Source organism: Amycolatopsis stemonae (assembly GCF_054781455.1).
This window is the reverse complement of the sequence record NZ_BAAGUJ010000021.1, coordinates 1-19,190: the sequence shown is the minus strand read 5'-3', so window position 1 is coordinate 19,190 and position 19,190 is coordinate 1. Positions and strand designations below refer to the sequence as shown.

20 protein-coding genes are annotated in these 19,190 nt (G+C 72.6%); 3 read left to right on the top strand and 17 right to left on the bottom strand.

What is annotated here, in order from left to right; translation table 11 throughout:
• Positions 1-164: 164 nt before the first annotated feature.
• Positions 165-716 (top strand): hypothetical protein, encoded by a 552-nt coding sequence (locus tag ACYVLJ_RS43045; RefSeq protein WP_460443027.1) that lies wholly within the window; start codon positions 165-167, stop codon positions 714-716.
• Here the strand turns inward: ACYVLJ_RS43045 and ACYVLJ_RS43040 are convergent.
• The 8 genes from ACYVLJ_RS43040 to ACYVLJ_RS43005 all read right to left on the bottom strand — a co-directional run bounded on the left by ACYVLJ_RS43040 (position 649) and on the right by ACYVLJ_RS43005 (position 9,060).
• Complete coding sequence (locus tag ACYVLJ_RS43040) at positions 649-1,275, bottom strand: DUF4360 domain-containing protein (protein WP_451972149.1); 627 nt, start codon at positions 1,273-1,275, stop codon at positions 649-651. The two genes, ACYVLJ_RS43045 and ACYVLJ_RS43040, sit on opposite strands and share 68 nt — an antisense overlap.
• A gap of 182 nt (positions 1,276-1,457) precedes the next feature.
• Positions 1,458-2,321: a spermidine synthase gene (locus tag ACYVLJ_RS43035; RefSeq protein ID WP_460443026.1), complete on the bottom strand. Its 864-nt coding sequence runs from the start codon at positions 2,319-2,321 to the stop codon at positions 1,458-1,460.
• Complete coding sequence (gene speD / locus ACYVLJ_RS43030; protein WP_460443025.1) at positions 2,321-2,680, bottom strand: S-adenosylmethionine decarboxylase family protein; 360 nt, start codon at positions 2,678-2,680, stop codon at positions 2,321-2,323. The genes ACYVLJ_RS43035 and speD overlap by 1 nt, the downstream gene beginning before the upstream one ends.
• Positions 2,673-3,815, bottom strand: coding sequence for a type III PLP-dependent enzyme (locus tag ACYVLJ_RS43025; RefSeq protein ID WP_460443024.1), 1,143 nt, complete (start codon positions 3,813-3,815; stop codon positions 2,673-2,675). The genes speD and ACYVLJ_RS43025 overlap by 8 nt, the downstream gene beginning before the upstream one ends.
• Before the next feature lie 22 nt (positions 3,816-3,837).
• Entirely contained in the window at positions 3,838-6,378 is a 2,541-nt protein-coding gene (locus ACYVLJ_RS43020; RefSeq protein WP_460443023.1) for a glutaminase domain-containing protein, read from the bottom strand.
• Between the two features lie 406 nt (positions 6,379-6,784).
• A complete protein-coding gene (locus tag ACYVLJ_RS43015; protein ID WP_451972139.1) occupies positions 6,785-7,090 on the bottom strand; it encodes a DUF1883 domain-containing protein in 306 nt (101 codons plus the stop codon).
• A gap of 97 nt (positions 7,091-7,187) precedes the next feature.
• On the bottom strand, positions 7,188-8,375 hold the full coding sequence (locus ACYVLJ_RS43010; RefSeq protein WP_460443022.1) for a hypothetical protein: 1,188 nt from the start codon (positions 8,373-8,375) through the stop codon (positions 7,188-7,190).
• A 196-nt stretch (positions 8,376-8,571) separates the two neighbouring features.
• The gene (locus ACYVLJ_RS43005) at positions 8,572-9,060 is read right to left on the bottom strand and encodes a MarR family winged helix-turn-helix transcriptional regulator (protein WP_451972136.1); all 489 of its coding nucleotides are present in this window, start codon (positions 9,058-9,060) and stop codon (positions 8,572-8,574) included.
• A 28-nt stretch (positions 9,061-9,088) separates the two neighbouring features.
• Here ACYVLJ_RS43005 and ACYVLJ_RS43000 point away from each other — a divergent pair, with 28 nt between their 5' ends.
• Complete coding sequence (locus ACYVLJ_RS43000; protein WP_460443021.1) at positions 9,089-10,534, top strand: phenylacetate--CoA ligase family protein; 1,446 nt, start codon at positions 9,089-9,091, stop codon at positions 10,532-10,534.
• Here ACYVLJ_RS43000 and ACYVLJ_RS42995 read toward each other — a convergent pair.
• The 3 genes from ACYVLJ_RS42995 to ACYVLJ_RS42985 form a co-directional block, all read right to left on the bottom strand.
• A complete protein-coding gene (locus ACYVLJ_RS42995; RefSeq protein WP_460443020.1) occupies positions 10,531-10,830 on the bottom strand; it encodes a hypothetical protein in 300 nt (99 codons plus the stop codon). The genes ACYVLJ_RS43000 and ACYVLJ_RS42995 overlap by 4 nt on opposite strands.
• A 138-nt stretch (positions 10,831-10,968) precedes the next feature.
• The gene (locus ACYVLJ_RS42990; RefSeq protein ID WP_460443019.1) at positions 10,969-13,518 is read right to left on the bottom strand and encodes a tetratricopeptide repeat protein; all 2,550 of its coding nucleotides are present in this window, start codon (positions 13,516-13,518) and stop codon (positions 10,969-10,971) included.
• Positions 13,519-13,570: 52 nt separating this feature from the next.
• Positions 13,571-13,879 (bottom strand): DUF4326 domain-containing protein, encoded by a 309-nt coding sequence (locus ACYVLJ_RS42985; RefSeq protein WP_451972128.1) that lies wholly within the window; start codon positions 13,877-13,879, stop codon positions 13,571-13,573.
• 473 nt (positions 13,880-14,352) lie between these two features.
• On the opposite strand from ACYVLJ_RS42985, the gene ACYVLJ_RS42980 reads away from it, so the two are divergent.
• Positions 14,353-14,739: an STAS domain-containing protein gene (locus ACYVLJ_RS42980; RefSeq protein WP_460443018.1), complete on the top strand. Its 387-nt coding sequence runs from the start codon at positions 14,353-14,355 to the stop codon at positions 14,737-14,739.
• A 4-nt stretch (positions 14,740-14,743) separates the two neighbouring features.
• Here ACYVLJ_RS42980 and ACYVLJ_RS42975 read toward each other — a convergent pair whose 3' ends face one another.
• The 6 genes from ACYVLJ_RS42975 to cutA form a co-directional block, all read right to left on the bottom strand.
• Positions 14,744-15,121 carry a response regulator gene (locus ACYVLJ_RS42975; RefSeq protein WP_460443017.1) on the bottom strand — a complete coding sequence of 126 codons (378 nt, stop codon included), beginning with the start codon at positions 15,119-15,121 and terminating at the stop codon, positions 14,744-14,746.
• Complete coding sequence (locus tag ACYVLJ_RS42970; RefSeq protein ID WP_460443016.1) at positions 15,118-16,800, bottom strand: PAS domain-containing sensor histidine kinase; 1,683 nt, start codon at positions 16,798-16,800, stop codon at positions 15,118-15,120. Before ACYVLJ_RS42970 ends, ACYVLJ_RS42975 begins: the two co-directional genes overlap by 4 nt.
• 53 nt (positions 16,801-16,853) lie before the next feature.
• Positions 16,854-17,252 carry an ATP-binding protein gene (locus ACYVLJ_RS42965; protein WP_451972121.1) on the bottom strand — a complete coding sequence of 133 codons (399 nt, stop codon included), beginning with the start codon at positions 17,250-17,252 and terminating at the stop codon, positions 16,854-16,856.
• Between the two features lie 71 nt (positions 17,253-17,323).
• A complete protein-coding gene (locus ACYVLJ_RS42960; protein ID WP_451972119.1) occupies positions 17,324-17,971 on the bottom strand; it encodes a response regulator transcription factor in 648 nt (215 codons plus the stop codon).
• Between the two features lie 59 nt (positions 17,972-18,030).
• A complete protein-coding gene (locus ACYVLJ_RS42955; RefSeq protein WP_451972117.1) occupies positions 18,031-18,732 on the bottom strand; it encodes an RraA family protein in 702 nt (233 codons plus the stop codon).
• Between the two features lie 10 nt (positions 18,733-18,742).
• Positions 18,743-19,066: a divalent-cation tolerance protein CutA gene (gene cutA, locus ACYVLJ_RS42950; RefSeq protein WP_451972115.1), complete on the bottom strand. Its 324-nt coding sequence runs from the start codon at positions 19,064-19,066 to the stop codon at positions 18,743-18,745.
• Positions 19,067-19,190: the final 124 nt, after the last annotated feature.

The window sequence follows — 19,190 nt, the reverse complement described above, 5'->3', positions numbered from 1 at the left end:
ATCCGCGCGGCTGAAGTCCGCTCCCCCGCCGGAAATCCCCCCGGTGCCCTGAAGCGCGTGCCCGCGTGATCCACGTCTCACTCCCGCCCGTCGAGAACCTCGGCGACCCCTCGCCGCGACTGACCGGGCAGATCCGGTGATCGGGTCCACGGGAGGAGAACACCATGCACAGCAAGTCGAAGGTGCTCGGCCTGGCCGTCGCGGCCGGGCTGGTCACGGCGGCGAGCATCGGGATCGCCGGCGCGGCGTCGGCGGAATCGGGGACCGCGGAGGGGACCATGGCCGGTCAGCAGCAACCGCCGAAGGGGGCGCGCGCCACCGTGCAGGTGAGCCCGAACCCCACCACGCGGCGCGGCGAAGAAGTGACCATCACGGGCGGCTGCGGCGGCGGCACGGGGCTGAAGTCCGTGCTCGGCGGCTTCCCGGAGCACCCGTCACTGGAGAACATCCGCATCGTCGACGCGGGCCCGGCGCACTTCGTGGCCAAGGCGACGCTGGCGCAGCACATCGGCAACGGCGTCGGCCCGGTGTTCGTCGACTGCGGCGGCGAAGCCGGGGTGACCCTGCTCGTCACCCACGTTTTGCGGGCAAGCCCGCTCACCGGGACGTTTCCCGGTGAGCGGGCCGCGGGGCGAAATGGTCCTGAATTCAGCAGGTCTTCCACGCGAAGTGGTAAATGGTGTCCACACTCGCGTGTTCGGAATCCATTTCGATGAAACTGGTCGCGGATGACGTGCCCGCGTCGGCGCGCAGTTCCGCATTGACGTTCAGGTTGCGATCTTCGCCGCACGGGGCGAAGACGAGCTCGGCGACGTCGGTGGTGTCCGTGGCCCGCCACACGCCGTGGAACGGGCCGGGGAAGGTGTGGCGCACCCGGGCCGTGGGCGATGTGCCGGCGAAGTAGTAGTTGGCCTGCTCGAGCGCGCTCGCGCCGCTCTCGATGTGCGCGAAGCCGCGGTAGTCCGCCTCGGCGATCGCGTACGTGAACCCTTGCGGTACATGGACGAGCACGTTGATCTGGCAGTTCTTCCGGGCGTCGAGCGCGGACGCGCCGCCGCCGGCCTTGGCGGTGAAGTTCGTGTAGTGCACCGTGAACGAGGTGTTGTCGGACGCGACGTCGGCCGACGCGGTGGCCGTGCCCGCGGGGCAGCCGGACCCGTTGATGGTCTTGATGTCGAGCGTGATCTTTTCGGTCGGAACCGAGGCCGCCGGGGAATCGGCGGGTCCGGCGAGGGCGGACAGAACCATTCCGGCTACGACCAACATACCGAGCATGACGCTCCTCCAAATGGGCCACGGTGCCTGGGGGTCACGGTGATCGCGCGCGGAACGGATCGTAGCGCGATCGCAACCTTTTCGACGGCCACTGAACGGAGTAACACGACGGCCCGGAGTGCGGGAAATCCATTTCCCGCACATTCATCTTCACGGAGTTCGGAATAGCGGATAATCGACGGTCACCGGTGGTCCGGACCACTGGAGTGCCGGAGCGAATAGGGCGGGATCGCGCCGCCGAGGAGCGTTTCGGCGTCGAGTGTCACGGCCCGGCTCCCCCGCTCGGCGAACCGCCGCGCCACCAGCGCGCCCGGCTCCTCGACGCGGTCGGTCCGTCCGGAGAGGAACGCCCACTCGTGCTCGTCGGAACCGAAGTACAGGACCGTCCCGAACACTTCGCGGAACCTGTGCCACGACGCGAGCAGCGTCTCGTTGCGCCAGAGCGTCGGGCACCCCGCCTGGCACGTCACGACCCCGCCGGGCGCCAGGAGGCGAGCGCACCGGCCGAGGAAGTCCTTGCCGTACAAGCGGTTGTGCTGCGCATCGGGATCGGTGGTCTCGTCGGGCAGGTCGATGACGACCACGTCGTAGGTGTCACCCCGCTCCTCGGCTTCGGCCAGGAACGCCCAGCCGTCCGCAAAGGACACCCGGACCGGCCCGCCGTCGCGAGCCAGGTCCTCGGTCGTGTAGCCGTAGGGCAGGTGCTCGGCGCAGGCCCGCACGACCTGCTCGTCGATGTCGACGTGGTCGACCAGCGACGCGCCCGCGGCCACCGCGAGCTGCGAAGCCACCCCCTCACTCGACCCGACGACCAGGACCCGCCGGACCTGCTCGGCCAGCAGGAGCGCGGGCACCATCAGCGCCTCGTGGTACACCAGCTGGCTCGCTTCGGTGCTCTGGCGTTCCCCGTCGCAGAACAGTGAAATCCCCTGCGCGGTCTTCGCGATCAGCACGTCCTGGTACTGCGTGCGCGCCTCGTACCGCACCTCGCCGACCTCCCAGACGCGGGTGAGGCCGGGGCCGACCGGTTCGTGGATCAGGGGCATCAGGGTTCTCCGCGGTGCAGGACGGACAGGTGGACCGAGGTGGCGTCGAGCGACTTCGCGAGCAGCCGCAGCGCGTGTTCGGGGTCGGCGCGCTCGCCGCACGTGAAGACGTCGGCGAAGAGCGACCCGTGCTCGGGGTAGGTGTGGACGGACGCGTGCGACTCGGCGAGCAGCGCGATCACCGTGGCGCCCTGGGGCGCGAACCGCTTCGCCACGACGTCGACGACCGTCGCGCCCGCCTCCGTCACCGCCGCCCGCAGCAGCTCCCCCAGCCGCGCCGCGTCGTCGAGCAGGGCGGGGTCGACGCCGTGCAGCTCGGCCAGCACGTGCCGCCCGGCGAACCGGCCGATCTCAGGCATCTCCCCACCGCCCGACGCAGTGGGTGCGCAGCGGCTCGATCCCGTTGAACCCCACCGACGCGTAACTCGCGGTGTAGGCGCCGGTGCCGGGCACGTCGAGCCGGTCACCGGTCCGCAGGGAAAGCGGCAGTTCGTACGGCGTCCGCTGGTAGAGGACGTCGTCGCCGTCGCAGGTCGGCCCGGCGAGCACCACCGGCCCGGCCGGGCCGTCGTGCGGGGAAACCGGCTCGAACCGGTAGGCGATGGCCTCGTTCTCGGCCTCGGCGAGCCCGTTGTAGCGGCCGATGTCGAGGTACACCCACCGCCGCTCCCCGCGTCGCGCGACCAGCACGACCTCGGTGCGCAGCAGCCCGGCGTCGGCGACGAGCACCCGGCCCGGCTCCAGCAGCAGCTCCGGCCGCGCCGCCGGGAAGTGCGCGTCGAGCGCCGAGGCGATCTTCTCCGCGTAGGTGGCCAGCGAAGGGACCTCGGTGCGGTGGGTCGTCGCAAAACCGCCGCCGAGGTTGAGCCGGGTCATCCCGACGCCCTGAGCGGCGGCTTCGGCGAAGAGCTTCGCCGCGGTCGCGACCCCGATCTCCCACGCGCCGGCGTCCGGTTGCTGCGACCCGACGTGGAACGCAATTCCCGGGCGCAGGCCCCGCGCGGCCGCGCGCAGCACCAAGTCGAGGGCTTCGGCCGGCTCGCAGCCGAACTTGCGGCCGAACGGCGTCACCGAGTCCGGCGCGTCGAGCACCACGCGGACCGACACGGCCGAGCCCGGCGCGTGCCGGGCCAGGTGGTCGACGTCGTCCGGCGCGTCCGACGTGAACTCCCTGACGCCGCGCTCGAACGCGAAGGCGATGTCGCGGGGCTTCTTGATCGGGTTGCCGTAGGCGAGGTCCGCCGGGGCCGCGCCGCGCCCGAGACACAGCGCGAGCTCGGCGGGCCCGGCGACGTCGAAGCCGATCCCGGCCGCCACCAGCGCGTCGAGCACCGGCGGCGCCGGGTTGGCCTTGACCGCGTACCGGATCAGTGCCCCGGGGAACGCGGCGCGGAACTCCACCGCCCGCGCCGCGACGGCGTCGGTGTCGACGACGAGGCACGGCGTCGGCGGGTCCCGGTCGTCGAGGAAGCGGCGGAGGGGGTCGGCACACACTCCGCCAGTCTCGCAAACGGCGTCAGACGAACCGCCACAGGTGGTCCGGTGTCCCGTTGTCCTCCCACTGCGTCACCTGCGCGCCGTCGGCGGTGGACTGCTGGTCGACGGCCATCACCTTGCCGCTGCGGACGTTGACGATCTTCGACCAGCCACCGCCCGCGTCGACGATGCGCCAGTTGTGGTCCGGGGTGCCGTTGTCCTGGAACTGCTGCACGTGGGCGCCGTTGTCGAGGCTGTGGTCGTGCACGGCCAGGATCTTGCCGCTGTTGCGGTTGACGATCCGGACCGTGCCGTCGCCGTTGTCGACGACCGCCCAGAGGTGGTCGGCCGTGCCGTTGTCCGTCCACTGCGTGACCTCCGCGGTGTCGGCGAGCGACATGTTCGACACGGCGAGCACCTTGCCCGAACGCTGGTTCTGCAGCTTCCGCCACACCGTCGCCGACGCCGCGGGCCGCGTCAGCAGCGCCAGGTAGCCGCCGGCGACCGGCCGGGCCTGGAACCCGCGCTGGGTGGCGTCGGCGACGACGTACCAGTCGGAGAACGGCACCCGCTGCGGCGTGGTGTCGGCGTAGCTGTAGACGCCTTCGACCAGCGTGGTCCGGATGGTCGGCTGGTCGGTCAGCCAGGCCGCGGTCCACAGCTCCCAGTCGGCCTTCGTGTAGTCGTTGCGCGGGTCGAGCAGCACGCCGTGGGCGCCCGCGCGGCCCTGGTACCAGGCCGCTTCCTGCGCCGCGACGCCCAGCGGGACCAGGTCGAGGCCGAGGACGCGGTCGGCGAAGCCGTTGTACTTCAGGCTCCACGTCCCGGCCTGGTCGTAGGCGAGCTTGAGGTGCTGGTTCGACGAGTCCTGCGCGAGCGTCACCCACTGGCTGACGTAACTGCGGGACACCGAGCGGTAGCGCTGGGCGTCGGCGGTGTTGCCGACGGCGGCGGCGATCACCCCCATCGCACCGACGCCGACGATGCCCTTCAGCGCGAGGTTGGCGCTGTGCGCGATGAACCCGGTGAAGTCGTCGGTCTGGTTCTGGAAGCCGGGGTCCAGGGTGTTGCCGATCAGGTACTCCGCCCACTGGCGCAGGATCCGGTAGTGGGTGTTCGCGAAGGCCACGGCGTCGGCCGAGGGCAGCCGCTGCACGAGCGCGGCGGCCATGATCAGCATGTTGGCCGACTCCTCGACCGGCATGCTCTCCTCGTTGCCGTCGTTGTGGCCGGTCGCGTCCGGGTAGTGGGTGCCGAGGTCGTGCTCGGCGTACTGCATCGGCCAGCCGCCGCGCTCGGCGTAGTCCAGCAGCGGCTCCAGGATCAGCCGCAGGTAGGCCGGGGAAAGGTAGAGGTAGGCCGGGAACGCCGGGTAGGTGACGTCCACAGTGGACATGTTGCCGTTGGAGGAGATTTCCTTGAGGAAGCCCCACGGCGAGCCGCCGCGGTCGACGAGCTCGGTGCCGCCGAAGGCCTGGCGCAGCGCCAGCGCGCAGATCCCGGCGTAGTGCTCGCCCGTGCTGCCGCCGCCGGCCGCCGCGACGGCGTCGTCGTGCAGCCGCTGGTCGATCGCGGTCGCGGCCGACAGCGCGCTCGCGTAGTCGTTCGCGAACCAGACGGCCATGTCCTGCCAGCTGCCCCAGTAGTGCGTCCACCACGGGTTCAGCGGGGTGCCGAGGTAGCGGACCGCGGGTGTGCGGACGTGCCCGATCGCGAGCGTGAACGGGCTCGACGAACCGCCCGCCGGGATCGTGCCGAGGTTCTTGTTGAAGGCCAGCACCGGCCAGCGGTCGCTGATCGCGCGCGGCTGGGCGGCGTCGCTGGTGTTGGCGAGGCCGCCTTGGCCGGCCGACGCGGCGCGCACGACGGTGTCCTGCCCGATCTGCCAGCTCACGCCGGACGTCGGCGCGGCGAGCACCAGCTGCCCCCAGCTTGCCTGGTCGCCGTTCTCCTGCAGCACGCCCGGGCTCGCCGGGGTGCAGCTCAGGAGCGTGTAGCCACCCGACTGCTGCTGCGTCCAGGTGACCTGGGCCGAGGTGTCGCCGTGCACCCACTCGGCCGAGGTGTCGAAGTGCAGGTCGACGGCGTGCGCGCGGCCGTCGGCGCTGGCGGCCTGAAGGGTCACGTAGCCGAACGGGACGCACTGGCGCTGCAGGTTCGCCGGGTCGACCGGAGAGAAGAACGTGACGGTCAGGTTCACCCCGCCGCCGGTGAGGACGTAGGTCGAGCGGGTACCGGTGACCTGCAGGCTCACCTGGGTCATCGGGGTGAGGGCCGGCCCGGACGGCAAGGCGGGCGAGCCGGCGAAGACGTACGCGGCGCCGTCGATGCGGGCGAGCCCGCACAGGGCGGTGATGTGGCCGGTCCAGAAGCTCGACCAGGTGCCGGGCAGGGTGTCGCTCGCCTGCCAGGTGGACAGGTAGGGAGAACGCACGATCAGCGGAGTGGCGGGCGGCCGGATCGGGCTGAAGGTACCCGCGGCGGCCGCCGTCCCGGGCAGCCACAGCGCCACGGCCACGGCGGCGGCCGAGCCCCCGGCGAGCCGGAGCAGATCACGGCGAGTCAGTTCCAGGGAGGACATCAGTGGCCCCTTCCAACGGCGTACGAGCCGGTGCGGAGATAGATTTACATCGTTGGTACAACGTTGTAAATCCGCCGTTGGTCGGGGTCGCGAGGAGGGTGCGGACCAGTGGGATCGCCGGTCCGGTGCGGGTCACCGGTGGTCCCGCGCACCCGGGCCGGGGTTCGTGGCCGTCACCGGGGATCGGATCACCGCGGCCGGCGACGGTGCCCGGCCGAACGGGCGTCGTGGCAGTACTCGTTCGGTGCCCTGCCGCGAGCCGGGCCGGCCGCGTCGGTGAGCGGTCCGACCCGCCGCAGGGCATCCACGACACGGGGGCACTACGCCCCGGCCACCGTGCCGGCCTCGTGGTCTTCGATCGCCGGCCCCGAAGACGCGATCGGGGCCGCGAAGGTCGCGGTGACGGTCACCGCCGGCCGCTGCGCCCACGGGCGGTGACGGCCGGCTCGGGTTCGACGTTCACCCGGGGACGCGAGGGCAGCTTCTCCAGCCCTTCCGCGTCGACGACCAGGAACCAGTGGGCGTTGGCGGGGATGTGGATCTTGAACATCGGTGCGGTGGCCACGCCGCCGTGCATCCGGTAGTACTGCCGGCGCCGGTAAGCCTGGAAGTTGACCTCCGTCAGGAGCCTGACGTTGGCCATCGCGTCCAGGCGGACGGTGACCACCGCGTCTCTTCGCACCTTCCCGAGGTCGAACACACTCGCTTCCATCTTCGTCCCTCTTCCACGTGTGGGTTGCGTTCTGGTTGTCGCGGGCAGCGCGGAGCACGCCGCGGAGCGCACGACGGATCGGGAGTCCGGGACGGGTCTAGCCGGGGCCGGTGCCCGGCTTGCACGGCCGCCAGAGCGGCAGGAAGTCCCCGTGCGACGGCGCGAACGCCCGGGTGGCGCGGGGTCCGGAGCCGGGGGTGAGGAAGGCGGGAGGAACGGTGGGGCTGCTCCCCCAGGCGGCATCGGCGGGGGCCGGGCCCCGCGGGCCCGGGGGGTCCCCCGGCTGGTGCGCGGTCGTCGCCGAGGTGCGGTGCTCCGGTGTCTTCGTGGTTACGGCCGGCCGGGTGCGGGAGGCCGGGACCTGTCCGGCCGGCTTGGCTTTCGGTGGGGCGGCTTGGGTTGCTCGCCCGAGGTCGGCCTCGCGGGTCAGCGGGTTCGCGAGCGGGGTTTCGGCATCGACCGGCTCGGTGAGCGGGGTGACGATGCCGGGCCGGGCGGTCGGGGCAGTGGTCCCGGGCGAGACGCCAGTGGCGACCGGTTCGATGACGGGCGCGGTGGCATCCAGCACCGGCTTGATCACCGGGACGACGGACCCGACGACTCGCGAGACCGGCGCGACTGCGTTCACCACGGGTTCGATCACCGGCGCGGTGGAAGCCACCCCTCGCGCGACGGGTTCCGCAAGCTTGACCACATCGGCCACCGGACGGGAAACCCGCGCCACCACAGGATTCGCCAACGCCACGACCGGATCCACCCCAGACCGGGCCGATTCCGCGACCGGGCGCACCACGGGTGTAGCCGCACCGGCCACCGGCACCGCCGGAAGCACAACCGCATCCACCACTGGCTTCGCCAACGCCACGACCGGCGCCGCCACAGACCGGGCCGACGTCGCGACCGGCCGTACCGCGGGTGTGGCCAACCCGGCCACCGGCACCGCAGGCCTCACCAACGCCACGATCGGCTCAGTGGCCGACGGCCGAGAAACCGGCGCCGCCGAACGGACCCGCGCCGCGGACCGCGGCTGCGAAACCGGCTCTGCCACCGGCGCCGACCCCGCCCGCACGGCAGGCCGCGCCTGCGAAGCCCCCGCAACCGCGGACCCCGCCGCCGGTGCCACCACACCGGAACCCGCCGGTGGAACCACCGCACCCAGCGGGTCCGCCTGGGCGTGCCCCGACACGAGCCACGACAGCAGCCAGAACCCGGCGATGGCTCCGGCGACCGCCAGGAGCCGTCGGGCGGCGGCCACTGTGCCAGCCACGTCGCGAGCCCCGGTCACGGTCGGCGAACCTCCAGAATGCGAGATGCAGATCTGGGACGTACCCTCCAACGCCCGCCACCACACGCGAGCTACGCGCCGCCTGCCGCTTCCACTCGACCGGCCTAGCGCAGAGGTCTCAGCAAGCCTGATTTGACCGTCCAGGTGGAGTAGCCGGATGACCCAGTCGCACGCGGAAACGTAGCTCCGCGGTAAATCAGGCTTCCTGAGAGCGTCGGAGCTCCGACAACGCACCCAGCGTCAACACGCCGTGCTGGAGGCCCTCGCGGAACGTCGCGCGCTGGCCCGGGCTCAGGTCGGCCAGCAGCGCGTCCTCCACCTCCGCGACCGCCGGTGCGCACGCGACGAGCAGCGCGCGGCCCGCGTCGGTCAGGCCGGCCAGCAGGACGCGCTTGTTCTCCGGCTTCGGGGTCCGGGCGATCAGCCCGCGCTTTTCCAGGGCCAGCACCATTTCGTGCATGGTCTGCGGGCGCAGGAACGAGCGCCGGGCGAGCTGCGCCGACGACAGCGCGCCACTCGCCTCCAGCACGGTCAGCGCGGTGTACTGCAATGTCGTGAGCCCGACCGGCCGGAGGGCGTCGTCGAGCAGCGCGCGGATCGCCAGCTCGAGCCGTTTGACCAGGTAGAGGGTCAACGGCGGGCCGGCGGGCTGCTGCTCGGCGGAGGTGCTCACGCCGCCCATCATGACACGCTCCGGCCGCTATGCTCCGATCATGGACCTCGGCCGGCAGACCCGCGTGCGGCAGGCGTTCGACTCGTTCTTCGGCCCGCCCGCGCCGCCGCCCGCGGACCACGTCCTCGCGCTGTTCCACCGGACCGCGGAGACCGTGCCCGCGTACCGGAAGTTCCTGCGGGAGCACGGGATCACGCCCGAGGACGTCCGGACGATGGCCGACTTCGCCAAGCTGCCGCTCGTCGACAAGGCCGGCTACCACCGCAGGTACCCGCTGCCCGAGCTGTGCCGCGACGGCACCTTCGCCGGGCTCGACATGATCGCCGTCTCCTCCGGGTCCAGCGGTCACCCGACCGTCTGGCCGCGCGCCCTCGAAGACGAGCTGCACGTGGCGCGCCGGTTCGAAACCGTGCTGGTGGACGCGTTCGAGGCCGCCGAGCGCAGCACGCTGGCCGTCGTCTGCTTCCCGCTCGGTACCTGGGTGGGCGGCCTGTTCACCACGGCCTGCGTGCGTCACCTCGCGGCCAAGGGCTGCCCGATCACCGTCGTGGCGCCGGGCAACAACAAGGCCGAGATCCTGCGCGTGCTGCCCGAGCTCGCGCCGCACTTCGAGCAGGTGGTGCTGCTGGGCTACCCGCCGTTCGTCAAGGACGTCGTCGACACCGGCCTGGCCGAGGGCGTCGACTGGCCGGCGTACGCGATCAAGCTCGTGCTGGCCGGCGAGGTGTTCAGCGAGCAGTGGCGCGAACTGGTGGCCCGGCGGGCCGGGATCGCCGATCCGGTGCGCCACATCGCGTCCCTGTACGGGACGGCCGACGCGGGCGTGCTCGGCACCGAAACCCCGGTGTCGGCGGGCATCCGCCGGTTCTTCGCCGACCACCCGGACCTCGCGCGCGAGGTGTTCGGCGACGGCCGCCTCCCGACGCTGGTGCAGTACGACCCGGCGAGCCGCTTCTTCGAAGTGCACGAGGGCACGCTGGTCTTCACCGGTGACGGCGGGATCCCGTTGGTCCGCTACCACATCGCCGACGACGGCGGGCTGATCGCCCACGACGAACTGCTCGCCTACTGCGCCCGCCACGGCTTCACGCCGCCGCCCGGCCCGGAGCTGCCGTTCGTGTACGTGTTCGGCCGTTCGCTGTTCACTGTTTCGTTCTTCGGTGCGAACGTCTACCCGGAGAACGTCACCGTCGGGCTGGAACAGCCGGGCATCAGCGACTCGGTGACGGGCAAGTTCGTCATCGAGTCGGTGGAGGACGCCGACCGCGACCGCCGGCTGCGGATCACGGTGGAGACGGCACCGGGCGCCACCGCCGACGCGGACCGCATCGCCGAGTCGGTGCGCGAGCAGCTGCTGCGGCTCAACAGCGAATTCGCGCACTACGTCCCGGCCGAACGGCAGCGGCCCGACGTCGTCCTGCGCCCGGCAGGCGATCCCGAGTACTTCCCGGCCGGGGTGAAACACCGCTACACGCGGCAGTCCTAGGCTTCGGACGCCCGGAGGACCCGCTCGGTCGGGTCCGCCGCGCCCGGGTCGCGCAGGCGATCGGTGATCAGGAAGTCCGGAAGCTCCAGCCCGTGCGCCTCGGTGAGCCGGAACGTCCCGCCGAGCGCGCCGGGATCCCAGCCGGCGGCCAGCGCGTGCTCGACGAGGCGCCGCACATCGGCCGGCGCCGGGTACGCGCCGTCGGTGTCGGCCGGGGTCCAGCCGCTGCTCGTGGCCTTAGAAAGCAGGTCGGCCTCCAGCGTGCGGCTGTTCTTGCCGGCACCCCAGACGCGCACCCTGATGCACCGGTGGACGTCCTGATGCACCGGTGGACGTCGATGCCGTCGCCGCGGACGGAGCCGATGGTCGCCCGCCACGTGTAGTCGCGCTCGTCCGCGCGCAGCGTCCGCACCCTCTCTCGCACGCCGGTGAGTCTAGGACCGGATCAGTTTCCGGAACCGCTCACGCCGTTCGTCGGCGGACGAGCGGTCCGCGATGTCGTCGTCGAACCACGAGCCGAGGGCCGTCCACAGGTCCGCGCAGCCGGCGAAGTCGTCGACCGTCGACTGCTCGACGAGCTCGGCGATGTCGGTCGTCAGCTGGTCGAGCCGCTGGTCGCACAGGCGCACGTACTCGCGGACCACGGCGTTCGCGTCCAGGCCCGCCTTGACCCGCGGGCCGGCCGCGCCGCGCAGCTGCGAGTGCAGCTTTTCCTCGCTGTACAACGGGAATCCCGCGATCGACCCCGGATAGCCCGAGTCGGCCGACCACGCGCGGAACGCGCAGATCGCCTGGTAGCGCGTGTACCAGTCCTGCTTGCCGCGAGCCAGCTCGGCGAGCCTGCGCCAGGCGTCGCGGTCGGCCGAACGCCAGCGGTCGAGCGTGCGGCCGTCCGGCGCGGGTTCGAGCGCCCGGGCCCGCCAGAAGTGCGCGCGGCAGCCGGCGATCTCCGCGACGAGCTGGCGGACGTAGCCGACCTGCTCCCAGACGTGGGCGCGCTGCGGCCGCAGCGGCGCGGCGCGGTCCGGGGAGAACGTCACCATCTCGAACACCCGGAACAGCTCGTGGCCCCGCAGCGCGACGAGGTCGGGGTCCTCCCCCATCACCCACGACCGGCGCTCCGGCAGCCGGCCGCTGTGGCTGATCGTCGCGGCGTGGTACAGCTCGCGGACCGCGCGGCGGGCCACCTCGTCGCGTGCTTCGCCGACCAGACGCGGGTTGCGGGCACGGTCGCGCAGATCGCGTTCGCCGCGCGGGCCGACTTCGAGCATCGCCACCGCGTACACGCTCGCCGCGTTGTAGCACTCCTCCCACGACTTCCGCGGACCGGCCGCTTCGACGGTGTCGTCGAGCGCCTTCGGGTCCGGCGGCCAGCGCCGGTCCGGGCAGACGTCGGCCAGGCGCACGCGGCTGCCCGGGTAGGCGACCGCGGGCTCGGGGACCGCGCCGGTCACCGGCTCGACGTCCGCCATCGCGCGCCGCACCACCGCCCAGACCAGCGACAGGTCGAGCGCGCGGTTCGTCAGCTGCTGCCAGCTGGGGCGCCAGCGCCGCCCGAACCGGCGGTAGTCCGCGACGAGCCGCTCGATCTCGTACTGCGACAGCGCGCAGAAGTACGACCGCATTTCGGCGGCGCGCTGGTTGTACTCGGCCAGCTTCTCCGGCGTCGCCTCGTGGACGACGATCTCCTCGGCCGGGACCCGGAGCACGCGGCGGTGCAGTTCGACCCGCTTCTCCCGCGGGATCGCGTACGGCCGCACCCGGACGTCGAGGTCGACGTACCGGCGGAAGCGCAGCTCCAGGGCCGCCCGGAGTTCGGCGCGCCGCAGCGCGCGGGCGTCGTCGGGCGCGCCGGCCGTCGTGCGCCGCACCCACCACGAACCGGCGACGGAGTCGCCGTGGCCGAGGACGAGCGCGTGCCGGTAGCGGGCGATGAGCAGGGCGACGTCACGGCCGCGGCCCGCGTGGCGCGGCTGGCGCGCGAAGTCCGGGCCGATCCACCAGCGGGCCAGCTTCGGGTGGCCCCGGCTGCAGACGGTGATCACGTCGTCGTACGTCGCGAGCGCGTCGAGGTGCAGGTCCAGCTGTTCCTGCAGGGCGGCGATCTCGAGTCTGATGTAGACGTTCGACGGGTCGAGGCTCACCGCGCGGTAGTACTCGGCGAGGGCCTCGTCGTACCGGCGGTAGGTGATGAAGTGGTTGGCGCGCTGGTAGGCGTCGAACAGCTCGTACGGGATCTTCGCGCCGCGCCACGCCGCCCAGTGGATGTTCGTACGGACGTAGGCGCTGCGCGGGATGACCAGCGCCGCCACGGCGTTCGCCGCGCGGTGCAGCACGCGCGGCCAGTTCTCGTCCTCGATCACCAGCGGGCTCGCGGCGAAGCGCGGGACGCGCACCAGTTCCAGGATGAGCTGGTAGCGACCGGTCGTGTTGCCCGGCCGGATGGTGCCGGTGACGGTGAACGCGGCCGGCGGCTGGGCGAGCCGGACCAGCTTGCTGACCGCTTTCCACCAGCCGTCCGCGGAGTCGCCCGCGTGCTCGACGATCTGGATGAAGTCGTAGGACACGCCGGCGCCGGGCACCGGGGTCGGCGTGTAGAGGCGGGAGTCGTTGAGGATCCGCTTGAAGGTCGCGGTCAGCTCGACGGCGGAATCGATCTCGCGGTCGTGGCTGCCGGCCGGCCGCTCGTCGGCGAAGAGCCGGATGTCGATCTGGTTGGCCCGGTAAGCCGCCGATTCGAGCCGGGCCCTGCCGACGAAGTACAGCGTCAGCACGGCGGAGACCACCACGACCGACGTCTGCAGCACGGTCCAGGTGATGACGCTCGCGACCTTCGGGTCCCGGACGAACGTCCAGTTCTGGAAGAAGGGCAGGTAGGGCACGACGGCGAAGCCGGCCGCGACGATCCCCGCCGCCACCGCCGCGAACCACCACCGGATCCGGTGAGCCGCCGGAAGTTCCGCCTGATCGAAGCCGCCGGGCACCACCGATCACCCCCTCGTGTCGCCAGGTTACTCGCGGAGGGGGTGCAGATTGTTACGGGCCGTGATCCGCGACGTCGGCGATCACCTGGGCGTGGCACAGCTCCGGCACGCACCAGCACCCGAGGCGCTTTCCGCGCAGCTCGGGCAGGAGCGCGAGCAGGTCCGGCCGGGCGAGGAGGTACTCGCGGTACCTCGCGACGACCTCCTCGCGGGTGCCGTCCGGGCCGGGGCGGAACGGGCTGGCGAGCTTCGACCCCGCCAGGTGCCAGCCGCCCCGGTGCATGGGCCGCCCGACGTAGACGACGTCGGCGTAGTCCGGGTCGTCGCGGTGGCCCTTCAGGTTGACGACGGTGGTGGGCATGGCTCCTCCTCTCCCCGCGACCAGCCTGGCCGCTCCGGCGCCGACCCGCCAGACGGGTGTCACGGCAGAACCGGCGCGGCGCGCGCCGAGCTACGTACCGCCGCCCGCCGAACGCGCCCGGGCGAGCCGCCCGCACGGATTCGGTGGCAGGATCGCGCGCCAGGTCGGTTGCGAACACCCGGGCACGCGGCGCGACCAGCCTGGCCGCTCCGGCACCGACCCGCCAGGCGAGTGTCACGGCAGAACCGGCGCGGCGCTCCGGCGCCGGGCACGCTGTCACCCCAGAACCCGCACGGCCGATCCCGAGGTCACCGGCGGTGGTTGGACTAGTGCAGATGCACTATGCTGTGGGTTCGGTTGAGCCGTCAGCCGCTGCCGGACGTTCCGCGCCCGGGCCGGCGGGCTGCCTTGACCGGGCACCGTCCGACCTGCGTCCGGCACCCCCAGCTGCCCGACGAAAGGGTGTGCCCGCGATGGTTCCTGAACCTCGCTCGGCCGACCACGAGCTCCTCTCCACCGGCTGGCTCGACGCCGGTGGTCATCTCTCCCTGCGAGTCCTGCACCCCGCTCCGGGCACCGTGCTCGTGCGGGTGGCCGGCGAAGTCGACCTGTGCACCGCCCGGAGACTCGACGAAGTCCTCCAGTCCCGCATCCGCGGCGACCTCGTGGAGGTCGTCATCGACCTCTGCGGCGTCACGTTCTTCTCCGTCGCCGGGCTGAACTCGCTGCTGCGGGCGCAACTGCTCGCCGACACCGCCGGGGCGCGCCTGGCGGTCGACCCCGGGCGGTCACGCGCCGTCCGGCGGCTGTTCGCGCTGCTGCCGACGGACTTCGACGACGTCGTGAACCCGGTCGGCTGAGCGCTCACGAAGGGGGCGTCCCCAGTCTTCGGACGGCCTCGACGATCTTCGCGTTCGGCACGCCCTTCACGAGGTACTCGGTGACGCCCGCCGCGGCGAGCCCGGCCATCGAAGTCCGGTCGGCGTAGGCCGAGAAGGCCAGGATCGCGGTTTCCGGGCTGCACCGGGTGATCTCGCGCGCCGCGCGGGCGCCTCCGCCGCCCGGCATCCGGACGTCGAGGACCGCGACCGCGGGCCGGTGGCGCTCGGCGAGCCGGATCGCCTCGTCGGCGTCGCCGGCCACCGCAACCACGGCGATGTCGGATTCGGAGTCCAGGACCTCCTTGAGGACGTCTCGGATCATCGCGTCGTCGTCGGAGATCAGCACCCGCACCTCGGTCACTGCTCGAGTCCCGTCAGGTCGGGCAGCTTCGGCAGCCAGAACTCGACGACCGTGCCCTGGCCGGGGGTGCCCGTCACCGACAGCCAGCCGTGTGCCGCCTCGGCCCGTTCGCGCATCTCCACCAGCCCGAAGTGACCCGCACCCGCGCCGTCGGCGATCGTGCCGACGCCGTCGTCGGCGATCCGCACGAGCGTCCCGTTGTCCACTGTGGACAGTCGCAGGTCGACGCGGGTGGCCCGGGCGTGCTTGTGGACGTTGCTGAGCGCCTCCTGGCAGATCCGGTAGATCGTGATCGCCGCTTCCGGCGACGGCTCCGCGGTGAGCTCGTCGAGCACCGAGTGCGCCAGGCCCCAGTGCCCCGTGGCGTCGTCGGCGTACGCGGACACGGCCTCGACGAGGCCGTGGCGGTCGAGTTCCGGCGGGCGCAGCCGGGACACCAGGTCGCGCAGCCTGCCGATGGCGGCGCGCACCGATTCGTCGAGCCCTTCGACCGCGCTCGCGTGCGGCTCCGGCAGCCGCGAGGCGAGCAGTTGCAGGCGCATCCCGACGGCGACCATCGACTGGATGGACTCGTCGTGGACGTCCCAGGCGATCCGGCGTCGTTCGACCTCCTGCGCGTCGACCAGGTGCCCGACGAGCCGGCGGCGTTCGCGCAGCGCCTGCTCGGCGGTGCGGCGCTCGGTCATGTCACGGGTGACCTTCCCGAAGCCCTGCAACCGCCCCTGCTCGTCGAACAACGCCGTGATCACCACGTTCGCCCAGAACCGGGTGCCGTCCTTGCGCACCCGCCAGCCCTCGTCCTCCAGCCGCCCGTGTTCGATCGCGACTTCCAGCTCCCGAGCGGGCTTCCCGGCCGCGACGTCCTCGGGTGGGTAGAACACCGAGAAGTGCCGGCCGATGATCTCCTCCGCCGACCACCCCTTGATCCGCTCGGCACCCGCGTTCCAGCTGGAGATGTGCCCACCGGGGTCCAGCATGAAGATCCCGTAGTCGAGCACGTTCTGCACCAGGAGCCGGAAGCGCTCCTCGCTCTCGCGCAGCGCCTGCTCGGCGTCCCGGCGTTCCGTCCGGTCGCGGGTGACCTTCCCGAAGCCCTGCAACCGCCCCTGCTCGTCGAACAACGCCGTGATCACCACGTTCGCCCAGAACCGCGTGCCGTCCTTGCGCACCCGCCAGCCCTCGTCCTCCAGCCGCCCCTGCTCGACCGCGACCTCCAGTTCCCGCTCCGGCTTGCCCGCCGCGACGTCCTCCGGCGGGTAGAACACCGAGAAGTGCCGGCCGATGATCTCCTCCGCCGACCACCCCTTGATCCGCTCGGCACCCGCGTTCCAGCTCGCGATGTACCCACCGGGATCGAGCACGAAGATCGCGTAGTCCTGGACGCTCTGGACGAGCAGCCGCAACCGGTCCCCGGCCGGGTCGTGGTGTTCGGTCAGGACCGCCTCGAACCCCCGCAGCCGGTGCTGCTCGTCGAAGGACGGCGTGATCACCACGTTCGCCCGGAAGGGCCCGCCGTCCTTGCGGACCCGCCGGTCGTCACCGCCGGCCGGCGGGACGAACGCCCCGAACGGCCGGCCGGCGACCTCGTCCGCCGGCCAGCCCGTGATGCGTTCGGCCGCCGCGTTCCAGCTCGTCACGCGGCCTTCCGGATCCAGCAGTGCGATCCCGTGGTCGTCCATGCGGCCACTGTGCCGGACTGCGGCCCGCCCGGCACGACGCGGGCGCGCCGGCCTCAGCCGGCGAGTTCGGCCGACGGTGCCGGCAGCGCGCACCAGACCACCTTCCCCGCTCCGTGCCGGGCGGTCCCCCAGGCCAGGGAGAGCCGCTCGACGAGGGCGAGGCCCCAGCCCCCGTCGGCCCCCGGAGACCGGCGCACGGGCGGGGCCGGGTCGTCGTCGAACACCTCGACGCGCACGTGCCCGGCCCCGACGCTCAGCCGGAGCACGGGCCGGCCGGTGCCGTGGCGGAGCGCGTTGGTCGAGAGCTCGGTGACGACCAGGAGGGCGTCGTCGACGTCCGCGCCGCTGGCCCAGGCCTGGAGCGCGAGCCGGGCGAACCGGCGCACGACGGCCATGCCGCCCGCCAGGTCGGTCAGGGCGCACTCGGCCGTCAAGGGCGCAGGGAGGTCCACGTCGTCCAGCGTGCGTCCGCCGGCCCGGCCGCACGAGATGCAAACACGACCGCGCGGCTGGTGCAGCTGCATCAGCCGATGAGGCCCTCCCGGCGCGCGACCGCGACCGCTTCGAGCTTCGACCGCGCGCCGAGCTTTTCCAGCACCCGTTGCACGTGGTTGCGCGTGGTGTTGCGCGAGACGCCGAGGCGCGCGCCGATCTCGTCGGTGGTGGCGCCTTCCGCGAGCAGGTCGAGGGTTTCGCGCTCGCGCGCGGTCAGCTCGGTGCCGCGGGCGGGCCGCCGTCCGGTGAGCCGGTCGAAGATCTCGGGCAGCAGTTCCTGGTCGAACACGACGCCGCCCGCGGCGACGTCGCGGACGGCCGCCTCCAGCACACCCAGCTGAGACGACTTGAGCAGGAGCCCGGCCCCGCCCGCCTTGGCGACCTGGACGGCGACCGCCGGGGTCGCGTCCCCGGTCAGCACGAGCACCCGGGCACCGCCGGAGCCGAGCTCCGCGAGCACGCCGAGGGCGTCACCGTCGGCGAGGCGCCGGTCGAGCAGCACGACGTCCGGTTCGTGCTCGCGCGCGTCGGCGACGGCTTCCGCGCGGGAGCGGGCGCGGCCGATCACGGTGATCCCGTCCGCGCGGTCGAGGGCCAGCTGCAGGGCCTCGGCCACCATGTCGTGGTCCTCGACGAGGAGGACGCGCACGGGGCGGGGGTCATCGGCGCTGCTCACGGGCATCCCTCGGTGGACGGGTCGGTCGGTCCATCGTAGGCGCTCGCGGGCCGCCGTGATCACTCCTCGATCGCACCGCCCACGGCGCGCAGGTGCGCGCGGAACGTCAGCGCCGGATCTTGTTCGCGTGCGGCGAGGAACTCGGCGAAGCGGACCTGCTCGCGCAGGGGCTCGCCGCCCCGGATCCGGTCGGCCTGACGGCGTTCGGTGTCCCGGATGCCCTCGGCGAGGGTGAACAGCTCGTCCGCCCGGGCCAGCGGGACGAACAGGACGCCGTCGTCGTCCCCGAGCACGAGGTCGCCCGGGCCGATCCGCCAGGTGCCGACGATCGCTTCGGCCAGCCCGCCGTCGACCCGCGGGCCGAGGCTGAGCGGGCCGGTGGGCAGCGAGCCCAGGCTGAACACCGGCAGCCCGATCGCCCGGATGTCGGCGGTGTCGCGGTGCAGGCCCCAGATCACGACGCCGGCGAGCCCGGCGGCGCGCGCCTCGAGCACCACGAGGTCGCCGACGCAGCTTTCGTCGAGGCGGCCGCCGTTGTCGACCACCAGCACGCCGCCGGGCGTGGCCTGCTCGAACGCCTCCAGGAAGACGTCGACGCTGCCGACGTGCCGGGCCGGGACCGCCGGGCCGATCACCCGGGTGCCGGGCTCCACCGCGCGCGTGCCCGCCGGCGCGCAGCGGACCGGGAGCCCGGCGCGGATGCAGGCGTCGGCGAGGTGAGCGGTGGTCAGGGTGGTGAAGCGCGGCACGAGGTCTTCCATGCCTGCGAATCTAGCCACCGGTTTCGGTGCTCAGCCAGGCCAGGTACGCGGCGCTGCCGCCGACGATCGGGGTGGCGATCACCTCCGGCAGGTCGTAGCCGTGCAGCCGGCCGAGGTGCTCGGTCAGGGCGGGCACCCGCTCGGCGGTCGTCTTGATCTCGACGCGCCATTCCCGGTCGGTCCGCACCTCGCCGTCCCAGCGGTAGACGCTGGTCACCGGGCCGACGACCTGCGCGCAGGCCCCCAGCCGCGCTTCGATCGCCTTCGCGGCCAGCTCCCGGGCCGCGCTTTCGGAGTCGGTCGTGGTCGTCACGACCACGTGCTCTGCCGCCATGCGTTGCTCCTATGTCAAGCCGCTGCGGGGAGCGTGGTTGGTTGCTGGGTGGTGTCGTGGTGGAGGGTGTTGTAGACGGTGCGGGCGAGGCGTCGTTTGAGGGCGCGGAGTGCTTCCATGGTGG